Raw genomic sequence first — 16,235 nt, 5'->3', positions numbered from 1 at the left:
TATAGGAGGTTTAATTGTGGGACTTATTATTACGTGTATTGTAGGTGGACTTATTGGTGCGTTAGCTGGAATGATTACAGGAAAAGACTTTCCGTTAGGTATAGTTGGTAACGTGATTGCCGGATTAATCGGATCTTGGGTAGGTAGTGCGTTATTTGGTCATTGGGGTCCTGAATGGGGAGGCATTTTTGTTCTTCCAGCGTTATTAGGTGCAATCGTCTTTATTTTAATCGTTACATTCTTCTCTAGAATGCTGCGGAAAGCGTAAGTATGATAATAAATAGTAATCTTAAGTTTATTATATATAGTTATAAAGTTAATGAACTGATAAAAATACATAAAAAAGCATCCAAATTAATTTAATTGGATGCTTTTTTATGTATTTTACATAGGAATGAGTGGAGGATGAAGAACCCCCCACTCATTAACATTACACTTTCTATTATGTATTAAGCCATCGTTACCTTTTTACAATTATTTATTCTTACGACTTGCCTTGGTTCTATATGAGATAAGTCCTCGCTATTACTTATATCAACTACAATTGTATTCGTTAGTATGTTAATAATGGAACCAACTAATTTTGTAGCATGATCGTGTCGATAAGAAAATTGAACGAAATCTCCCTTTTTAAAGTTGTGCTCTTCCATAGATAGATCCCCCTAAAAATAATGTTTATACATTATACATACACAAAATTATAAGTTTTAAACATTTATTAGTACGATTTAAGTGTTAAGCCGAGAAAGGTGTAGAAAATTTATTTATAATTAAAATAAAAAAATATGTTTAAAACTAATTTTTATGGGTAATTAAATAGTAAAAGTTCGAGATAAGGGGGCGGAAATGATGAATTTGGCAATAAATATTTTGCAAAATGATGTAGGTTATACGGTACAACTTAATGGTGAGATTGATGCGTATACGGCATCAGATTTAAAAAATAAGGTAATGCCTATTACAAGCGAAAAAGAGGTTCATATTGTAGTAGATTTTCATAACGTAGATTATATGGATAGTACAGGCTTAGGAGTTTTTATAGCTTTATTAAAAGCAGTTAAGAAAAATGATGGGAAGCTAGAGTTTACTGGTGTGTCTAAAAGGCTAAAAAGATTATTTGATATTACAGGGCTAACAGAAATATTAAATTTGAATTCCGATTTTGAAAAAGTAGAAAGAAGGTGACTAGGGATGATGGAGAGATTTGAAAAGATAGAAATGAAAATTCCTGCAAAAGCAGAATATGTGGCTATTATTCGTTTAACAATGGCTGGTGTTGCGAATCGAATGGGCTTTGCTTATGACGATATAGAAGATATGAAAATTGCTATTAGTGAAGCTTGTACAAACATTGTACAACATGCATACAAAGAAGACGTTGGAGAAATTACAATTGTCTTCGGGCTATATGAAGATCGATTAGAAATTATGGCTGCGGATAATGGGGTTAGCTTTGATTTTAATAGCTTAAAAAGGAAAGTTGGTCCGTATGATATTAGTAAACCAGTAGAACATTTGCCGGAAAATGGTTTAGGTTTATATTTAATCAATACGTTAATGGATGATATACAAATTATGCATGATGAGGGCATGACAGTTTTAATGACAAAATATATACAAAGAGAGCAGGTGGAGAATGATGGAAATCCAATCTCAACCTACAAATCTTACTAAAGAAGACGTTATTAAACTAATTGCAGACTTCCAACAAAACCAATGTGATGAAGCACAGGAAAGATTGGTTAATCACTATAAAAATCTTGTATACTCCATTGCATATCGCTATTCAAAAGGCGGGCCTATGCATGAGGATATTATACAAGTAGGGATGTTAGGGCTCTTAGGCGCAATAAGAAGGTATGATTATTCGATAGGGAATGCTTTTGAGCCGTTTGCAATACCTACAATAGTAGGCGAAATAAAGAAATATTTACGTGATAAAACTTGGGGTATTCACGTTCCAAGGCGAATTAAAGATTTAGGCGGGAAGATTAAACTTGCGATAGAGGAGCTAACAGATCGTTTCCAGCGTTCACCGAAGATTAAAGAGATTGCAGATCATTTAGGACTATCCGAAGAGGAAGTGCTAGAAATTATGGATGCGAAAAATAATTATCGCGTATCTTCCTTAGATGATGTAGTTGAAAATTCATCTGATGGCAGTTCGGTAGCGAGGATTGAATCTGTAGGTGAAGTAGAGCAAGGATATGAAGAGGCAGAAAGGCGTCTCGTTTTAAAGGATATTTTCAACGTATTAAATGACACAGAAAAGAGTGTTATTCATTATATATTTGGAGAAAATTTAAATCAAAAAGATACAGGGGAACGGTTAGGTATTTCACAAATGCACGTTTCTCGTATTAAAAGACAAGCGATAAGTAAATTGAAGCAAGCAGCATTTTTAGATACATAAAAATTTAAAATCATTATGTTTAAAACATGAGAAAAGGGGTACTTATTAAATATAGGAGGAGATATAAAAATGTCACACGATGTGAAAGAACTAATCGAAGGATTGAATGAAGATTTAGCAGGAGAATACTCAGCAATTATTATGTATAACCATAATGCAGCTACAGTTTCTGGTATATATAGACAAGTGTTAAAACCTTTCTTTGAATCTGAAATTAGTGATGAACAAGGACATGCCCTATATTTAGCGGAGAAAATTAAGACGTTAGGTGGTACACCTACTACAATCCCTTTACGAGTGAAACAAGCAGAAGATGTTAGAGAAATGTTAGAATACGCTAGACAATCAGAATATGAGACAATTAAGCGTTATGAAACGAGAAAAGAACAGGCAGCGAAATTAAATATGACAGAGTTAGTTGTAAAACTAGAAGATATGATTGCAGATGAAACAAATCATATGGAAGAATTAGATCGTCTTTTAAATGACAAAGCAATGGTATTAAATTAATAGTGGAAATTTATAGAATGAAAGAACAAACTCTCATTTCTGGGGGTTTGTTCTTTTGCTGTATAAAAATTATGTTAGAGTAGGAAATTTTCATTTTGTAACTGAGTATGCAATACTAGAAAAATAGAAAATGATAATAGATTTACATTTTAAATAAGAAAAGGGGAAATAACTTGTGTCCATTTTAATTGTCGATGATAATCCGGTTAACATCTTTGTAATTGAAAAAATTTTAAAGCAAGCCGGATATCAGGATCTTGTATCGCTGAATTCTGCACAAGAGCTTTTCGAATACATTCAATTTGGAGAAGATTCTTCCAGGGATAATGAAATTGATTTAATACTGTTAGATATTATGATGCCTGAAATTGATGGACTTGAAGTTTGTAGGCGATTACAAAAAGAGGAGAAGTTTAAAGATATTCCTATTATTTTTGTTACAGCTTTAGAGGATGCCAATAAGTTGGCCGAAGCTCTTGATATGGGGGCAATGGATTATATTACGAAACCTATAAATAAAGTTGAACTATTAGCACGTATGCGTGTAGCGTTACGCTTGAAATCGGAATTAAATTGGCATAAAGAACAAGAAGAAAATCTTCGGAATGAACTAGATTTAGCTACGCAAGTACAAAGAAACTTATTAAGTAGCCCATTAAGAGAAGATTATATAAAAATTGAAGCAAGTTACTTACCTTCATTTAAATTAGCTGGAGATATGTATTATTGGTATAAAATCGATGAAAACCGCTACGGTATTATATTATTAGACGTGATGGGACATGGTATATCTGCTTCATTAGTTTGTATGTTTATTTCGTCTGTATTACGTGAAACGATTAAATCTTTAATCGATCCAGAACTTGTCATTAAAGATTTAAATAAATATATGACTCTTTTACATAATGAGAATGACGATATTCCATATTATTTTACAGCGATATATTTAGTAGTAGATACAGAAAAGAGAACGATTGAATATGTAAATGCAGGGCATCCTTCTGGATACGTTTTAGTCGATGAAACAAATATGTTTGAACTAAATCACGGGAGTTGTGCGGTAGGATTTTTTGATGAAATAAAAGTTAAAAAGACAGTTATACCTTTTGAGAAGAACGCTCAAATCGTATTGTTTACAGATGGTGTTCTTGAAGCAATTGCAAATGATGAATTTGAGGCTGAAGAGAAATTACGTACTTTTACAGAAAGAAAATGGGGAGATTTAGAAGGCGAGATAGAAGGGTTTTACAAGGAAGAACAAAAGAAAGCGCAATCAGATGATATGTGTCTAATTATGATACAAACGAATGCGAAATAAAAAGCGTATGAAATCCAAACAGAGGATTTCATACGCTTTTTATTGTATTTTTTGATAAATTTGTTCGCTAGGATTAAATTGGGTATAATGCGGCATTATATTTGAAAAACGAAGAGTTTCTTTATTTCCTAAACATAGAAAACCATTGTGACCTAAGCTTTCATAAAATAGTTGCTGCACTTGATTTTGAAGTTTACTTGTAAAGTAAATTAAAACGTTACGACAAAGTATAATATGAAACTCGTTAAAAGATTGATCGGTTACTAAATTATGCTGTGCAAAAATAATGTTTTGTAAAAGTGATGGATTAAAATAAGCAAAACGATTATCTGTTGAATAATAGTTAGAAAATGCTTGTGTACCGCCAGCTTGTAAATAATTTTTCGTATAAGTTTGCATTTTATTTAACGGGAGGATAGCTTGTTTTGCTTTTTCTAACACATTTGTATTCATATCTGTTGCGTAAATAACCGACTTTTCACTTAATCCTTCTTCGTGAAGTAAGATGGACATTGATAATACTTCTTCACCAGTTGCGCATCCAGCATGCCAAATTCTAATTTCAGGTTGCTTTTTTAATTCAGGAATAACATGCTCTCTAAGCGCTTTAAAAAAGGCAGGGTTACGGAACATCTCAGTTACATTAATCGAGAAATCATTTAATAACTGTTCTAAAACCCCTTCCTCGTGAATTACTTTTTCAATTAATTTTGAAATGGTAGGGATATTAGAGAGCTGCATTCTATTACAAATTCTTCTATAAATAGATGTGCGAGCATATTGGCGAAAATCAAATCCTGATAGTTTAAATACCGCTTCCAATAGTAATTCAATTTCTAAGTTCGTGCGCTCATCCGTATCTACTGATGGATCAAAATTATAATACTTATTTTCCACTCCAACTAAACCTCACTTATTTTATTAACCATACACTCATTACCGAATAGAGTTGATGTAGATTTAATGGTTTACTTATATAATCTGAAGCGCCAGCAGATAAACATTTTTCCTTATCATTTGGCATTGCTTTAGCAGTTAATGCGATAATAGGTATTTCATTTAACCCTAAGTTCATTCGGATATTTTCCATCGTTTCATAACCGTCCATATTAGGCATCATAATATCCATTAAAATAAGGTCAATATTTGTATTACTTTTTAGTATTTCTAAACACTCTAAGCCGTTTTGGGCAGTAATAATGTTGGCATTTTGTTTTTTTAATGCGTTTTGTAACGCAAATATATTTCGATGATCATCATCGACAATTAAAATGGTTTTCTCTTGGAAGACGTTATTTGTTTCGGGAGTAACGATAGTTTCTTCAACAACTTCAGCAGGAATAACATCTTCTATCGTTGCTGCGACTTCTAAATTGGATAACTGTATATCTGGTAATCCATTTGGAAGGTTAGGAATATATACCGTGAAAGTACTACCTTCTCCTACATTACTCTCTAACGTAATCCAACCACCTAACAATCTAGCAAACTCTTTACAAATAGATAAACCTAATCCTGTACCACCATACTTCCGAATCGTTGCGCCATCTGCCTGTTGAAAGGCTTCGAAAATAAGTTGATGCTGTTCTTTAGCGATACCAATACCAGTATCTTTTACTGAAATTGTAATCCAATCTTTACTTATAGACTGCATATCATGACTTAAATTACTTGTTTCTATCGAATCGAAATGTAAAGAAACGGATCCTTTTTCTGTAAATTTAAATGCATTGGATAATAAGTTTTTAATAATTTGCTCAATCCGTTTTGCATCTGTATAAAACAGATCAGGAATCGTATCACTGTCTTCAATAGTAAATTCGACATTTTTTTGTGCAGCTATATGTAAAAAGTTTTGATGCATATTGGCTGCCATGTCACTTATGTTCGTTGCTTCAAAAATGATGTCTAGTTTGCCTGCTTCTACTTTAGATAAATCGAGTATGTCATTAATTAAAGTAAGTAAGTCTTTCCCTGATGAATGAATGACAGTTGCTAATTCAATCTCATCGTCGGATAAATTGTTATCATGATTTTCTCTTAACATTTCAGATAATAGTAAAATACTATTTAACGGTGTGCGTAATTCATGTGACATATTTGCTAGGAACTCAGATTTGTATTTTGAGCTGCGTAACAACTCGCTTGCTTTTTCTTCTAATTCTGATTTAGTAATTTGTAAGTCAGCTGTCTTCTGCTCAGCCTCTTCAGTTCTAGACTCTAATTGTTCATTCGTTGTTCGTAATTCTTCTGCTTGCATTTGTAGTTCTTCCGCTTGCGTTTGCAATTCTTCTGATTGAACTTGTAACTCTTCTGTCATTGCTTGTGATTCATGTAAAAGAGTTTGAATTCGCATACGTCCCATAATGCTATGGATTGTTAAACCTAGATTATCAACGGTTTGTTTAATTAAATCTTGATGTAAATCTGAAATCTCAGTTACACTTACTAACTCCATTACTGCGATTACTTCATCCTCAAATAAGATAGGGATGATTAATAGATTTTTAGGACGTATTTCTAATACTCCGCTAGTGACATAACGAAACTCTTCGGGTATATCCCTGAGAATAAAACTTTTCTTTTCTAAGGCAGACTGTCCAATGAAACCTTCACCCATTTGAATGGATTGTTTCCCAATATCAGCACCTTGATCGGCGAAAGAAGCTTTTTTCACATAGTAGACAGTTTCTTCATATTCTTCACGTACATAAAATGCACCGCAAGAAGTTTGCGTTTTTTGTATAATTCCACTAAGAATTTTTTTACCTAACATCTCAATAGAAGATACACCTTGATACATTAAAATTAATTCTGCAAGCTCCGTTTGTAACCACTCTCTTTTCGATATTTCGTCTAGTAGGTGATTCGTTGTATGAGCAAGATCTTTTATTTCATCACGTGTGTTTACATGAATTCTTTCCGTGATTTTTTCTTTAGAAGAAATGGATTTAATAGCTTGAATTACATTTTTAATCGTTTTTGTAATGGAATTCGAAATATAGAGTGAAATGATAATAGAAATACAAGAAAGTAAGAACAATAAACTGTATAACCAAATCTCTAATTTATTATTTTCAGTATCTAATTGTGCTGCTCTTTTTTTTGTTAATTGCTCCTCAGTGCTACGGAAGTTAGTTACCTGTGACTGTAATGACTGAATTTGAGTCGTGTCGATTGTTTGTACATTATTACTATTATGATTTGCAATTAACGGGTGAATCTCTTTATTTATCCAACTAATAATATTTTCGTTAATCTGTTTTAATTTTTCTTGCTGAGATGGGTTATCCTCTAATAATGAGAAAAGATCTTGATAATGCTTTTCGTAATCCTTTTCCGCAGAATTAAGAGATTGTACGTAATTTGGATTATTAGAAATGATAAACCCTTTCGCTTTATTTTCAATTGTTAGTAAATCTTTCTCCACTTGATTTGTTAAATTGAGAACTTTAAAATCGTGATCAATAATAAAATTACGAGATTTTTGTAAATTAGAAATCTCATTGTTCAACATAATGAAAGAAACAAGTAAGAACAAAATGATAACTAAATAACCAGCCATAATTTTGTAGCGAATACTAAATTTTGCTTTCGAGTTCATTAAAAATTCCTACCTTCAAGGTTATTAAAACTTTTCTATTTTAAAGAATGAAAAACGTAATATATATTATATCAGTTTTCATAAGGCTAAACTAGAAATCCCCCTATTGTATTAGGGGGTTCTTTTTTTATAGGGGAAATCATTTTGAAATATAAAAACATATATGAAAGGTAGTAAACGAGGGAATAGAGGATAACAAATATTCTAAGAAGGGAAGAGTGTTCTTAAAGCTCTTTTTGCATCTATTCCTTCAAAAATAAATAATACAAGATCTCTCTTTTTTACAGTAAGGAAAAAGGATACTAGAGTGCTTAAGTTTTTAATAGAAGTAAGTGTTCCGTGTTTACTTATAAATACATTCGTTTGAAATGTTGTCATTAAAGCATAAAAATGATGAATCTGAGTTATTGTAGGTGTTTCATTATAAGAAATAGTAGTAGAGTGAATGGCGTTCATCGTAATATTCCTTTCCATATAGTAAGCATAACAATATAAACATACCCGTTTAAAAAAATGTTAAACATATAAATAAGAAAAAATATAATTATAGTTTTTTACGTTTAGAAAAGGTTAGGAAGGGTATACATATACTACAAAGAGATTAACTGAAGATGAATTGTAAGATGTCTATTTTTAGTAGATTAGTTTATCAAAATATACTTTTACTTTAAATAAAAAGGAGCCTGGTATACATGAATGAAATGATGATTAATATTACATTTGATTTAATTTACTTGTTAAGTAGTTCACTTGTAGTGCTTTTACTATTCGCTTTTTTCGTAAATGGTTATGTTAATAAAAAGATTAGTGTATACAGAAATGAAGAAAAATAAAGATACATTATATAAAACTTTAGGAGGTTAATAGTTATGAATGTAGATAGAAAAATAGTAGGTGTTTTTAGAACAATTGATGATGCGGCACTCGTTATTAATGAATTAAATGAAAAAGGATACTCAGCAGATAACATTTCAGCTATTGCGAAAGATCAAAAGGAAATTGAACATCTGGAAGAAAAATCGGGTGAAAAAGTGAATAGCGAAACTGCACATAAAGCAGATATCTTTTCAGCGACAGGGCTTGTAGCTGGAGGAGTAGCAGGCGGGCTCGGTGGTTTATTAACAGGTCTTGGTATACTTGCCGTATCTGGAATGGGTCCAATTGTAGCAGCAGGACCAATCGCAGCAGCTATTGGAGGAGCCGGTATTGGCGGAGGAGCTGGAAGTTTAATAGGAGCATTTATTGGCTTAGGAATCCCTGAAGACCATGCTAAAAAGTATGAAGAATATATTTACGATGGAAATATATTAATTTTAGTAGATGCAAAATTAGATGATAAGTTAGAAATCTATAAAATATTTGATAAGCATAATGCCTATAACTCTGATTTCTTTAAATAAAATGTAAACAAAGTGAATATCGTTTTTGATCTTACAACTTTGGCGCGGCCGAGGAGTCGTATGACTATAAGAGAGGAAGGGCTTATAGTAAAAGATCAAGTCCTATTATGATATTGAGAAGGGAAGAGGTGTCTATTCGTGATTGTAAAAATATTAAAGGATAGTAGTAATAGTTTCCTTTGCACAGTTCAAAATAAAAATGGAGATCAGTATGTGAAAAAATGGTTTAGTAAACATGAAAATAATAAAGAATTAGGGCGACCAACTTTTAAAGAAGTAGAAAAGGATTGGAAAGAAAATAGAGACTCGTTTATGTATCCAAATATTAAAGCGCTTTATTAAAATGAAACATAAAGCGCATTTTATTATTACAAAATTGTCACACTCCTGTAAGGTAATTCAATAGATTAGTTACTTTTTCCATGTCATAATAAAGACATAAGAAAGCTAATTAAAACTACAACTTATTAGGAGAGTGTCAGTCATGATTGTAACAACAACTTCTGGAATTCAAGGTAAAGAAATTATTGAGTATATTGATATTGTAAATGGTGAAGCGATTATGGGTGCAAACATTGTCCGAGATTTATTCGCTTCCGTTCGTGATGTTGTCGGTGGTCGTGCTGGTGCTTACGAAAGTAAATTAAAAGACGCACGTGATATTGCAATGGATGAAATGAAAGAACTTGCACGACAAAAAGGTGCGAACGCTATCGTTGGTATTGACGTAGATTATGAAGTTGTTCGTGATGGAATGTTAATGGTTGCTGTAAGTGGTACAGCTGTACGTATATAAGTAAATAAAAAACAGGCTCACCCCTTGAAGTTTATGCTTTGAGGGGTTTTTTTGTTTTTAAGTTGTAGAAGTAAACTCCAGTTGCAAGGGTAAAATGAAAAAGAGACAGTGATGCTACATATATGTAGTGTGAGTGCAAACTTTATAATAAATAATAAAGTTGTTATTTGAGATAATGGAAGAATTAGTGGTATAAATAACTTTATAGATAATAATCAAAATAGAGAAGACAGAATGTTCATGGATGGAATGGTTAAGGGGATTTTCCAATCTGTAATAAAAAACGGAGGTACTGAGAACGTTTTACAGATGTCTACTACATAAAATTTATAATGGATTGGGGGCAATTTTTATGTTTTGGTTAGGGGGCTTTTTAGGATACATTGTAGGTTCTATTACTACATGTGCGCTACTTTACTTTGGTTATAGAGCCGAGAAGAACAAAAAAGCGGATATGCGAAAGAAAGAGGAGAGAAACATCAATAAAAAAGGTGTATAGGATGTGGAAGAAAAATTGATAACATTGATGCAAAAATAAAGGACAGTTACATATTTCATATGATTACTATGTACTGTCCCGCTTATTCCTTTTGGATTAGGAAAAATTGTTTCCTGTCTTGCTATAAAATTCATAGGCAAAAAAACCAAATAAATAGCCTATTCCGGATCCTAAACTAATTGAAAGTAGTAAAGAATCAGGAGAAAATATGCCGACAATAATACCGATCAAACACCCTAAAAGCATTGCCATTGGTATTAAACTGTCTAATAAAATTTGAGTGTTTTTTGATTTTTTCTTACCTAATTTGCCGTGCTTATATTTATGTTCCAATCTTTTTATTACAAATACTACAATTCCCCCGACTAGTATAATAGGCCAAATTGCCGAAATGAACCACATGTTAGAAGCTCCTTTCGTTTTTTAATTAAATTATACCATATATTAACATTTTAAATTTAAGCGGAGAGAAGGTCTTCTGCATTTCTTCTCCTTTTATTTATGACTAAAGTTAATAGGAGTAAAATTAAGCTTAAAAGTGCCATTATAATAAAAACTTGCGTATAACTATCAAAATAGTCACGAGCTATCCCAGCTAGGACAGGAATGAATCCGCCCATAATATATCCTCCTGATTGCATCATAGCAGTCCATGCACTTGCATCTTCTGAAGTTTTTGTTTCATATAGCGGCAGCATAAGAGCGAGTGGAAATACGCCGCCGAGCCCGATACCTAGTAAAATAGAAGGGATCCATGGTGTAGTTAGTGGGTAAATCATAAGCGATAAACCTACGATTACAAAGCATATACTCCCTAATAACCAAAGTGCTCTGTTTTTATAAATATCCGCTAATGTCGGAATTAAAAAGCTACATATCATTTGGATTACGGTAAAAACAGTTATAAGAGTACCTGCTTGCTCACTACTCACACCCATACTTTGATTTGCCGGCGCAAGCCAAGTCGTAATGGAATAAAAGATTCCTGATTGTAGCCCGAAAAGGATTGTAAATAACCATGCTTTTTTATTTCTTAAAGGCAATTTATTATTCTTTTTATTTTGTGTGTTCGTCTTCTTTTTTCGTTTCATAACAGGATACCAAAACATAATAGCGATAATAGTTAGTGCACCCCAAAAAGCGAGTGCCATATTCCAAGATCCTTTTAATACATGTTGTAAAGGGATTGTTAAACCTGCACTTAAAGAAGCGCCAGTTCCCATACCTACTGAATATATGCCAATCATTAAGCCAATTTTTGTAGGGAATTTTTCTTTAATAAAACCTGATAGTAAAGGACCTGCAAGTGCAATTCCAATACCGATAAATAAAGAACTCGCGAATAATGTGGAAATGGAAAAGGTAAAAGCTCTCATACATGTTGCCAAGCCGATTAAAATAAGACAAGTCATAATTGATTTTTCTGCCCCGTATTTTTTAATTACCTTCGCAGTCAGTAAGGCGAATGTCCCCATACAAAAAACAGGAATAGCTGTTAAAAAACTAACGGAAAAATTGCTTATATTTAAGTCTTGTCGGATTGTTTCTAATAAAGGTGAAACAGATGTAATTCCGATACGTAAATTAATGGAAATAAAAAATAGTGCTAGTATATACAAATAAGTTCGTTCTTGCTGTTTCAATTTCATTTTCTCCTTTCTTAAACATGAGATGTTATTGAGTATATCATCTGATGTTTTTGTGTAATAGATAAGGAGCTTATTTCAGCTCCAAATTTTGAACAGCGTATGTTCGCGCCTCTTCGGTATTTTGCTTTAAAATAGCTTGGAATAACTTTTCATGAATGCCAGAGTTGTCTTCATAGTTCGCTGTATGTAATATTAATTGACTTAAAATATGGCGAAGGGCAGGTACGAAAGATTGATACAAATCAAATAGAACTTCGTTTTTGCTCGCCTTTGCAATGGCTAGATGAAACTGAATGTCTGCATCTATGTATGCTACATAATTTCCTTCTTGAAGGGCATTTTTTCTTTTATTCAAATGTCCTTTTAAATATAAAAGATCCTCTTCGCTTCGGCGTTGTGCCGCTAACATTGCTACTTCTTTATCTAACATATTTCGTGCTTCATACACATGATTTATATTAGCTGCTTGCAGTCTTTTTTTAAATGAATCTTGCGTTGTATTTAATGAGACAATACGAGTGCCTTGTCCTTGTCGAACTTCTAATACGCCAGCATGTACTAATATCTTTATACTCTCTCGCAGCGTTGAACGTCCTACCCCTAGCTCTTCCATTAATTGCGGCTCTGTAGGGAGGCGATCACCAACTTCATACTCGCCAGAAAAGATTTTCTCTTGTAGACGTTCCAATACTTCATCGACTAATTTTCGCCGAGAAACTTTTGAAAAGGATTTCTTTTCGTTCATATTCATCTGCTCATCTCCTGTTATATTCGTTTTTATGATAACCAATTTAAGTTGTGTTGACAATGTTATTTTTTAGGTAGTTGAAGCCGAGATACTAAAAGAGATTCTTTTATGGCATTCAATAACTCGTCAAAAACACTTTCCCTTTCGTTTTCTCAGCAGACTGTACAACATCAACTGCCGCTTTCACATCCGCTAATTCATACGTAGAATGGACTTTCATAAAACGTAATTGCTCATTTTCTACTAAGCGAATTAAGTGACGAAACGTTTCTTGCCATTTATATGGTGATACCTCTTTATTCCAATGTCGTAAATGAAATATGTTTGCGTGCACTTTTGCTTTTGTGACAATCTCGGCCCAGTTCACTTGTATTCCTGATAGAAGACCGATCGTTAAAAAATGCCCGTTTGGACGTAAGGAAAAAGCTAATTCATTTCCATCCGGTCCTCCGATAGAATCAATCGCAGCATCCGCACCAATCCCATTTGTTAATGTCATAACAGTTTCATAAAGCGGGGCAGTGGAAGTATCAATTACATATGCAGCACCAAGGCGCAGTAATTCTTCTGTATGCTTATTATTTCTTGTAACGGCAATTAATCGGAAATTTAAAATTTGGGATAACTGCGCAAATAGATGCCCAATAGCGGACCCACAAGCATTCACTAATAAAACGTCATTACGCTGTAAGTTTAACGTTTCTGTACAAGTAACCCACGCCGTAAGGGGATTAATATACATTTGTGCCGCTGTGAAATCATCAATGGAATCAGGAATAGGGACTACAAAATCAGCTGATGTCTTCACATATTCTTGCCAAGTACCTTCCCCGCGTAAAGGTAACACTCGTTTACCGATAAGCTCTCGAGAAACAAAAGCGCCAACATTTTCTACAATACCAACACCTTCATAGCCAGGTATGTTAGGTAAAGGAATTCTATGAGCGTACGCTCCTGTGATGGGAATTAAGTCAGATGGATTAATCGGTCTAACTAGCATACGGACGAAAACTTCATTATCTTTCAGTGGTTCTATATTTTTATATTCAACTTGTAATACGTCTTTTGGATTGCCAAACTTATGAAATTGAATGCATGTTCCAAGCAAAGTAATTTGCCCCCTTAGTTTGATTGGGTTTATTATAGCATTTTTAGTTTGGGTGGTTACTTTGTTAGTGATAAATAGGTTTTTTAATTTACGTATTTATCAGAATTTTATAAAATGTGTATATAACTATAAAATGGGGGGATTTCTTCATGTGTACTAGTTTGACGTTACAAACTAAAAATTTCCAACATCTTTTTGCGAGAACAATGGATTTCACATTAGATATGAATCAGGAAGTAATAATCATTCCTCGGCGTTATCAGTGGAACAATATAACTGGTGAAACTATCCGAGCGAAAAAGGCTGTTGTCGGAATGGGAATTAATCATGAAGGAAGGGTCATTATGGCGGACGGAGTAAATGAAGCTGGTATGACGTGTGCCACTCTCTATTTCCCGGGATTCGCTACTTATAGTAACAGTATAGATAACCATAAAACGAATTTAGCGCCATTTGATTTTGTGGCTTGGAGCCTCACGCAATTTAATTCTGTTGAAGAGTTAAAAAAATCTGTTGATAACATTTCCCTTATAGATATACCATTACCAGTTTTAGGAATTACTCCGCCGCTACATTGGATTTTAGCAGATAAATGGGGAGATTGTATTGTACTTGAGCCGACAACTGATGGACTAAAAATGTATGACAATCCATTAGGAGTGATGACTAATAGTCCGGAGTTTAATTGGCATTTACAAAATTTAAGACAATATATTGGACTTAAATCGCAGCCATTTGCGCCAACGGAGTGGGGAGATGTACCATTAAGTGCCTTTGGCCAAGGTTCAGGATCGATGGGACTTCCTGGAGATTTTACCCCGCCATCAAGATTTGTGCGGGCAGCATATGGAAAACAAAACATTCAAGGTATAGAGAACGAAGAAGAGGGGATATCTGCTATTTTTCATATCTTATCAAATTGTGAGGTCCCTAAAGGGGCAGTAATAACAGAAGACGGAACATTAGATAATACCATCTATACGAGTGCAATGTGTATGGAATCTGGAACATATTATTACCATACTTACGATTGTAGACAAATTATAGCTATTCATTTATTCAATGAAAATTTAGATACAGCTGAGATTAAAACTTATCCGTTTCAGCGGAAACAAAAAATATTTTATGAAAACTGAAGCGCCCCTGAAAAAGTGAGACTGATAAAAACACCTCCATTTAATTTGCATACTTAGTATGCGAATTTAGGAGGTGTTTTTTATCATTTATCAATATTCAGGTTTACTTCTTGCTATTCTATTAAGCCGAAGCCTTCTTCATTCTCTCAAGTAAACTAGACAACACATGCGTACGATACGATTCTAGTTTTTTACCTTCATAAGTACGGATACCTAATTTTTTAAGTTCTTTTACATACCAACCTTTGCTTCCGAAATACATGTGATCGCTCCCCTTCAACTTTGTTTTATTTATTCTGATTGCATATGGAGGTACAGGTAATATAATGAAGGAAATGAATTTCGCGCGAAAATGGTTAACTTTGTTGCAAAAGACATATATACTAAAGATAGTATACAACGAGGTGGACAAGACGTGATTATAGAGAAGCACGAAATTCAAATTGACCAAATTACTAGCGGTAAAGTGAATATCTTTACTTTCTATCGAAATAGAAAGCAAATTGATGATCATTTTTTACGATTGCAAGAACCATCGCTTACAGCAAACTACTTCTTCCATTTTCATTTTGATGCAGAGAGCTTGCATCTACTGCAGGAAGAGTTTCCAAGCGTATATCCGTACGACGGTAGTGAAACAATTCACGACTGGACGGAAAAGATGAAAGCAGAATTGCAACATCAGATCCAAACAGGTAAATGGAATAAACGCGTACGTATCGGTAATCGTATTCTAGATGTGGTGTTTACGTGGTGTGACGAAGATATAGTAGAGTGAAAAAGAAGCGGATGACGCTTCTTTTTTTAGCGCTGGAATAAAACGAGCTTACCTGCAGTAGATGTACAGCGATGTGTTTTTTCATACAATCCTTTTTCTTGTAAGATAGATTCACCTTTTGCTTTCGCTTCTTTTTCAGTTGCCGCCTCGAATGATTCGTCTAATGCTTTTGAACCATCTTTTTCAAAGACTGTTAGAACGTATACTCCCATGAAAATTCCCTCCAATATTTAAAATCAGAATCTTATAATTATTTTGACATAAAATACTACAATA

23 protein-coding genes are annotated in these 16,235 nt (G+C 33.4%); 13 read left to right on the top strand and 10 right to left on the bottom strand.

Translation table 11 applies throughout. The features are described from left to right. Positions 1–16: 16 nt before the first annotated feature. Positions 17–268, top strand: coding sequence for a GlsB/YeaQ/YmgE family stress response membrane protein (locus B9A45_RS24925; protein WP_000522903.1), 252 nt, complete (start codon positions 17–19; stop codon positions 266–268). Positions 269–449: 181 nt separating this feature from the next. Here the strand turns inward: B9A45_RS24925 and B9A45_RS24920 are convergent, their stop codons facing one another. Next, the gene (locus B9A45_RS24920; RefSeq protein WP_000391011.1) at positions 450–650 is read right to left on the bottom strand and encodes a hypothetical protein; all 201 of its coding nucleotides are present in this window, start codon (positions 648–650) and stop codon (positions 450–452) included. 196 nt (positions 651–846) lie between these two features. Between B9A45_RS24920 and B9A45_RS24915 the strand changes: the two genes are divergently transcribed. The 5 genes from B9A45_RS24915 to B9A45_RS24895 all read left to right on the top strand — a co-directional run bounded on the left by B9A45_RS24915 (position 847) and on the right by B9A45_RS24895 (position 4,241). After that, positions 847–1,185: an STAS domain-containing protein gene (locus tag B9A45_RS24915; RefSeq protein WP_002060869.1), complete on the top strand. Its 339-nt coding sequence runs from the start codon at positions 847–849 to the stop codon at positions 1,183–1,185. Between the two features lie 6 nt (positions 1,186–1,191). After that, positions 1,192–1,674, top strand: a complete 483-nt coding sequence (gene rsbW / locus B9A45_RS24910) for an anti-sigma B factor RsbW (protein ID WP_000970579.1) — start codon at positions 1,192–1,194, stop codon at positions 1,672–1,674. Beyond that, entirely contained in the window at positions 1,637–2,413 is a 777-nt protein-coding gene (gene sigB / locus B9A45_RS24905; RefSeq protein WP_002100806.1) for an RNA polymerase sigma factor SigB, read from the top strand. Before rsbW ends, sigB begins: the two co-directional genes overlap by 38 nt. A 69-nt stretch (positions 2,414–2,482) precedes the next feature. Next, positions 2,483–2,923, top strand: a complete 441-nt coding sequence (locus B9A45_RS24900) for a ferritin-like domain-containing protein (protein ID WP_000017765.1) — start codon at positions 2,483–2,485, stop codon at positions 2,921–2,923. Between the two features lie 175 nt (positions 2,924–3,098). Continuing rightward, positions 3,099–4,241 (top strand): SpoIIE family protein phosphatase, encoded by a 1,143-nt coding sequence (locus tag B9A45_RS24895; RefSeq protein ID WP_053513642.1) that lies wholly within the window; start codon positions 3,099–3,101, stop codon positions 4,239–4,241. A 39-nt stretch (positions 4,242–4,280) separates the two neighbouring features. Here B9A45_RS24895 and B9A45_RS24890 read toward each other — a convergent pair whose 3' ends face one another. The 3 genes from B9A45_RS24890 to B9A45_RS24880 all read right to left on the bottom strand — a co-directional run bounded on the left by B9A45_RS24890 (position 4,281) and on the right by B9A45_RS24880 (position 8,301). After that, a complete protein-coding gene (locus B9A45_RS24890; protein ID WP_000429042.1) occupies positions 4,281–5,138 on the bottom strand; it encodes a CheR family methyltransferase in 858 nt (285 codons plus the stop codon). A gap of 16 nt (positions 5,139–5,154) precedes the next feature. Then, on the bottom strand, positions 5,155–7,845 hold the full coding sequence (locus B9A45_RS24885; protein ID WP_053513640.1) for an ATP-binding protein: 2,691 nt from the start codon (positions 7,843–7,845) through the stop codon (positions 5,155–5,157). A gap of 204 nt (positions 7,846–8,049) precedes the next feature. Then, positions 8,050–8,301 (bottom strand): hypothetical protein, encoded by a 252-nt coding sequence (locus B9A45_RS24880; RefSeq protein WP_000991357.1) that lies wholly within the window; start codon positions 8,299–8,301, stop codon positions 8,050–8,052. A 236-nt stretch (positions 8,302–8,537) separates the two neighbouring features. On the opposite strand from B9A45_RS24880, the gene B9A45_RS32340 reads away from it, so the two are divergent. The 5 genes from B9A45_RS32340 (at position 8,538) to B9A45_RS32335 (ending at position 10,540) form a co-directional block, all read left to right on the top strand. Further along, on the top strand, positions 8,538–8,678 hold the full coding sequence (locus tag B9A45_RS32340) for a hypothetical protein (protein ID WP_001004571.1): 141 nt from the start codon (positions 8,538–8,540) through the stop codon (positions 8,676–8,678). A 36-nt stretch (positions 8,679–8,714) separates the two neighbouring features. Next, entirely contained in the window at positions 8,715–9,245 is a 531-nt protein-coding gene (locus B9A45_RS24870) for a general stress protein (RefSeq protein WP_001100100.1), read from the top strand. Between the two features lie 138 nt (positions 9,246–9,383). Continuing rightward, entirely contained in the window at positions 9,384–9,587 is a 204-nt protein-coding gene (locus B9A45_RS24865) for a DUF4028 family protein (protein WP_000635852.1), read from the top strand. A 142-nt stretch (positions 9,588–9,729) separates the two neighbouring features. Beyond that, entirely contained in the window at positions 9,730–10,041 is a 312-nt protein-coding gene (locus B9A45_RS24860) for a heavy metal-binding domain-containing protein (RefSeq protein WP_000637506.1), read from the top strand. 352 nt (positions 10,042–10,393) lie between these two features. Next, a complete protein-coding gene (locus tag B9A45_RS32335) occupies positions 10,394–10,540 on the top strand; it encodes a hypothetical protein (RefSeq protein ID WP_000498642.1) in 147 nt (48 codons plus the stop codon). A gap of 96 nt (positions 10,541–10,636) precedes the next feature. On the opposite strand, the gene B9A45_RS24855 is transcribed toward B9A45_RS32335, so the two are convergent. The 4 genes from B9A45_RS24855 to B9A45_RS24840 all read right to left on the bottom strand — a co-directional run bounded on the left by B9A45_RS24855 (position 10,637) and on the right by B9A45_RS24840 (position 14,045). Beyond that, a complete protein-coding gene (locus B9A45_RS24855; RefSeq protein WP_000264240.1) occupies positions 10,637–10,942 on the bottom strand; it encodes a hypothetical protein in 306 nt (101 codons plus the stop codon). A 56-nt stretch (positions 10,943–10,998) separates the two neighbouring features. Continuing rightward, positions 10,999–12,189, bottom strand: coding sequence for an MFS transporter (locus B9A45_RS24850; RefSeq protein ID WP_084065301.1), 1,191 nt, complete (start codon positions 12,187–12,189; stop codon positions 10,999–11,001). Between the two features lie 70 nt (positions 12,190–12,259). Then, positions 12,260–12,940: a FadR/GntR family transcriptional regulator gene (locus B9A45_RS24845; protein WP_084065298.1), complete on the bottom strand. Its 681-nt coding sequence runs from the start codon at positions 12,938–12,940 to the stop codon at positions 12,260–12,262. A 112-nt stretch (positions 12,941–13,052) separates the two neighbouring features. Further along, a complete protein-coding gene (locus tag B9A45_RS24840) occupies positions 13,053–14,045 on the bottom strand; it encodes a zinc-dependent alcohol dehydrogenase family protein (RefSeq protein WP_084065296.1) in 993 nt (330 codons plus the stop codon). 149 nt (positions 14,046–14,194) lie between these two features. Between B9A45_RS24840 and B9A45_RS24835 the strand changes: the two genes are divergently transcribed. Then, positions 14,195–15,181 carry a choloylglycine hydrolase family protein gene (locus B9A45_RS24835; protein ID WP_084065293.1) on the top strand — a complete coding sequence of 329 codons (987 nt, stop codon included), beginning with the start codon at positions 14,195–14,197 and terminating at the stop codon, positions 15,179–15,181. 121 nt (positions 15,182–15,302) lie between these two features. On the opposite strand, the gene B9A45_RS24830 is transcribed toward B9A45_RS24835, so the two are convergent. Then, on the bottom strand, positions 15,303–15,443 hold the full coding sequence (locus B9A45_RS24830; RefSeq protein ID WP_000273536.1) for a YflJ family protein: 141 nt from the start codon (positions 15,441–15,443) through the stop codon (positions 15,303–15,305). Between the two features lie 153 nt (positions 15,444–15,596). Between B9A45_RS24830 and B9A45_RS24825 the strand changes: the two genes are divergently transcribed. Next, entirely contained in the window at positions 15,597–15,959 is a 363-nt protein-coding gene (locus B9A45_RS24825; protein ID WP_029437729.1) for a hypothetical protein, read from the top strand. A 26-nt stretch (positions 15,960–15,985) separates the two neighbouring features. Here the strand turns inward: B9A45_RS24825 and B9A45_RS24820 are convergent, their stop codons facing one another. Then, entirely contained in the window at positions 15,986–16,171 is a 186-nt protein-coding gene (locus tag B9A45_RS24820; RefSeq protein WP_000539552.1) for a YhzD family protein, read from the bottom strand. Positions 16,172–16,235 lie beyond the last annotated feature (64 nt).

The sequence above is a fragment of the Bacillus sp. JKS001846 genome (assembly GCF_900176455.1).
In the GTDB taxonomy this organism is placed as follows: Bacteria; Bacillota; Bacilli; order Bacillales; family Bacillaceae_G; genus Bacillus_A; species Bacillus_A cereus.
The sequence above is the reverse complement of the archived record's forward strand: the minus strand, read 5'-3'. Positions and strand labels throughout refer to the sequence as shown.

Excerpts from the sequence above, each read along its gene's own strand:
- B9A45_RS24920 (WP_000391011.1), bottom strand. The coding sequence starts at position 650 with ATGGAAGAGCACAACTTTAAAAAGGGAGATTTCGTTCAATTTTCTTAT.
- B9A45_RS24915 (WP_002060869.1), top strand. The coding sequence starts at position 847 with ATGATGAATTTGGCAATAAATATTTTGCAAAATGATGTAGGTTATACG.
- rsbW (WP_000970579.1), top strand. The coding sequence starts at position 1,192 with ATGATGGAGAGATTTGAAAAGATAGAAATGAAAATTCCTGCAAAAGCA.
- sigB (WP_002100806.1), top strand. The coding sequence starts at position 1,637 with ATGATGGAAATCCAATCTCAACCTACAAATCTTACTAAAGAAGACGTT.
- B9A45_RS24900 (WP_000017765.1), top strand. The coding sequence starts at position 2,483 with ATGTCACACGATGTGAAAGAACTAATCGAAGGATTGAATGAAGATTTA.
- B9A45_RS24885 (WP_053513640.1), bottom strand. The coding sequence starts at position 7,845 with ATGAACTCGAAAGCAAAATTTAGTATTCGCTACAAAATTATGGCTGGT.
- B9A45_RS24880 (WP_000991357.1), bottom strand. The coding sequence starts at position 8,301 with ATGAACGCCATTCACTCTACTACTATTTCTTATAATGAAACACCTACA.
- B9A45_RS32340 (WP_001004571.1), top strand. The coding sequence starts at position 8,538 with ATGAATGAAATGATGATTAATATTACATTTGATTTAATTTACTTGTTA.
- B9A45_RS24870 (WP_001100100.1), top strand. The coding sequence starts at position 8,715 with ATGAATGTAGATAGAAAAATAGTAGGTGTTTTTAGAACAATTGATGAT.
- B9A45_RS24860 (WP_000637506.1), top strand. The coding sequence starts at position 9,730 with ATGATTGTAACAACAACTTCTGGAATTCAAGGTAAAGAAATTATTGAG.
- B9A45_RS32335 (WP_000498642.1), top strand. The coding sequence starts at position 10,394 with ATGTTTTGGTTAGGGGGCTTTTTAGGATACATTGTAGGTTCTATTACT.
- B9A45_RS24855 (WP_000264240.1), bottom strand. The coding sequence starts at position 10,942 with ATGTGGTTCATTTCGGCAATTTGGCCTATTATACTAGTCGGGGGAATT.
- B9A45_RS24850 (WP_084065301.1), bottom strand. The coding sequence starts at position 12,189 with ATGAAATTGAAACAGCAAGAACGAACTTATTTGTATATACTAGCACTA.
- B9A45_RS24845 (WP_084065298.1), bottom strand. The coding sequence starts at position 12,940 with ATGAATATGAACGAAAAGAAATCCTTTTCAAAAGTTTCTCGGCGAAAA.
- B9A45_RS24835 (WP_084065293.1), top strand. The coding sequence starts at position 14,195 with ATGTGTACTAGTTTGACGTTACAAACTAAAAATTTCCAACATCTTTTT.
- B9A45_RS24830 (WP_000273536.1), bottom strand. The coding sequence starts at position 15,443 with ATGTATTTCGGAAGCAAAGGTTGGTATGTAAAAGAACTTAAAAAATTA.
- B9A45_RS24820 (WP_000539552.1), bottom strand. The coding sequence starts at position 16,171 with ATGGGAGTATACGTTCTAACAGTCTTTGAAAAAGATGGTTCAAAAGCA.